General features: G+C 31.9%; 3 protein-coding genes and 1 tRNA gene. All 4 read left to right on the top strand.

The window, feature by feature from the left end:
- Positions 1-461 precede the first annotated feature (461 nt).
- Positions 462-545 (top strand) — tRNA-Ser (locus ACJMLB_RS08895).
- A gap of 374 nt (positions 546-919) precedes the next feature.
- Positions 920-1,366 carry a 30S ribosomal protein S13 gene (locus ACJMLB_RS08900; RefSeq protein ID WP_405325539.1) on the top strand — a complete coding sequence of 149 codons (447 nt, stop codon included), beginning with the start codon at positions 920-922 and terminating at the stop codon, positions 1,364-1,366.
- 112 nt (positions 1,367-1,478) lie between these two features.
- Positions 1,479-2,009, top strand: a complete 531-nt coding sequence (locus ACJMLB_RS08905; protein ID WP_405325542.1) for a 30S ribosomal protein S4 — start codon at positions 1,479-1,481, stop codon at positions 2,007-2,009.
- Between the two features lie 14 nt (positions 2,010-2,023).
- On the top strand, positions 2,024-2,184 hold a 161-nt coding region (rpsK, locus tag ACJMLB_RS08910; protein WP_405325545.1), incomplete at its 3' end, for a 30S ribosomal protein S11.

Consider the following 2,184-nt stretch of genomic DNA (forward strand, 5'->3'; position numbering starts at 1 on the left):
CTTTTGATTTTAATAATTTTGCTATTTCGTAATCTATATATTAAAATTTTATAATTTTTTATAATCCGGTTCGCGGATTCTGTAGAATTTTTTGAAATTCTTATAATTTTTTTAATTAGATTCTGTAGAATTTTTTGAAATTCTTATAATTTTCCTTAAAATGAGCATTGTCAGCCTATTAATTTTCATTGACTTCTTGAGTTCTTGATTTTTCGTAAACTTCAATGCTCGAAAAATCGCACCAATTAAAATTTTAATAACTTATATAAATACTTTTTCTTTATTTTCAAAAAAATCTTTAAATATTATGAAAAACTAAGAGTTATTTGGAAAGTTGATTTTTCAACTTAACTATTTTTTTTAAAAAACAGGCTTAAAAATACAAAGCTTTAAATACTAGGATAATCTTATAGTTTAATAGTGTATTATATGCACACTTTAGGCATATGATGCAGGCTATTGCCGAGATAGTCTAGCCTGGTAAGGCGCAAGACTGGAAATCTTGTGAGGGTCTCCTCTCCTGGGTTCAAATCCCAGTCTCGGCGTTTATTAGTATATAGCAATTTAATATAATTCAATGAGGATTATTATTGATGATTGATTTCATTAAATTTAAATCCAATTCAATAAGCTTTACGAGTTGGATTTAAAATTTGCTTTTTTTAATTTGTTAAATATAATCTAGCTATGCTTATCTATAGCAGTGGATTAAATTATTAAATTGGTCATATAACTGATATTTATGCACTCTTGGTGCAGTAGCAGTTGATTGTAGAACAAATCTTGGATTTGCTCTGAATTGATTCAATGCTGTATCAAGTTTTATATTGTTGAAAACTGTGCTTTAATTTAAAGCATTCGAATCCGCAATTTTTTGCGTCTCGCGGGTTCGCTCTATAATTATATGGAGGTTACTTTAATGGAAGACGACTTTAAGCACTTAGTGCGTATATCCAGAAAGGATGTAGATGGAAATAAGAAAATTGAACAAGCTTTAACCGAAATTAAAGGTGTTGGATTATCCTTATCTAGATCTATCTGTCTTACCTTAGGTTTAAACTTAGAAGAACAAATCGGTTACACCTCTGAAGAAGATATTGCTAAGATTGAAGAACTCTTAGAAAATCCTAAAGAATACGGCATTCCTGATTGGATGCTTAACAGACGTAACGATTATGAAACCGGTGACGATCTTCATTTAATTGAATCTGATCTCGACATGACATTAAGAGACGATTTAAACAGAATGAGAAAAACCAGAAGTTACAAGGGAAGAAGACACGAAGTTGGTTTACCTGTTAGAGGACAAAGAACTAAATCTACTTTCAGACACAGTTCTACTGTCGGTGTAAGTAAGAGAAGGTAAATAACTGGGAATTTTTAGAAATTAGGAGATTATGGCGATTGATTGTTTTGGAATATTTTCAAGCGGAATCAAGCTATAAAATCAATATTATTTAATTTACGGAGATGTAAGAATGGGACATCCAAGAAAAGCAAGGAAGAAGTATGATACACCACCACATCCTTGGAATGCAGAAAGAATTAAAAGTGAAAATAAATTAATGGCTAAATACGGCTTAAAAAACAAAAAGGAAATTTGGAAAGCTGATACTTTAGTTAGAAATTATAGTAGACAAGCAAGATACTTACTCGGTTTCTCTGAAGACCAAGTCAAAACTGAAATCGATGAACTTCTCGGTCACTTGAAGAGAACAGGTATTCTCGATGAAAGCGCTCCTTTGGAAAGTATTCTTGATTTAACTGTTGAAGACATTTTAAGAAGAAGATTACAAACTGTTGTACACCAAAAAGGTTTAGCTCGTACTGCTAAGGAAGCAAGAATGTTTGTCGTACACGGACACATTGCTTTAGACGGCAAGAAAGTCAACTCTCCAAGTTACGTAGTTAAAAAAGGAGAAGAAGATTTAGTAGGATTCTACCCTACCTCACCTGTCGCTAAACAAATTGAAGAATACAATGCAGCAAAAGCTGATGATAATGAATAAGTAGGTGTGTAATTATGGCAAAAGATGAAAAATGGGGAATAGCTAATATTTATTCATCCTTTAATAATACTATTTTAACTGTTACAGATATTACCGGAGCAGAAACCATCTGTCAATGGTCTGGTGGTAGAGTAGTACGTGCAGACAGACAACAATCCTCTCCTTTTGCAGCTAT

This window comes from Methanobrevibacter sp. (assembly GCF_045114555.1).
Classification (GTDB): Archaea; Methanobacteriota; Methanobacteria; order Methanobacteriales; family Methanobacteriaceae; genus Methanobrevibacter.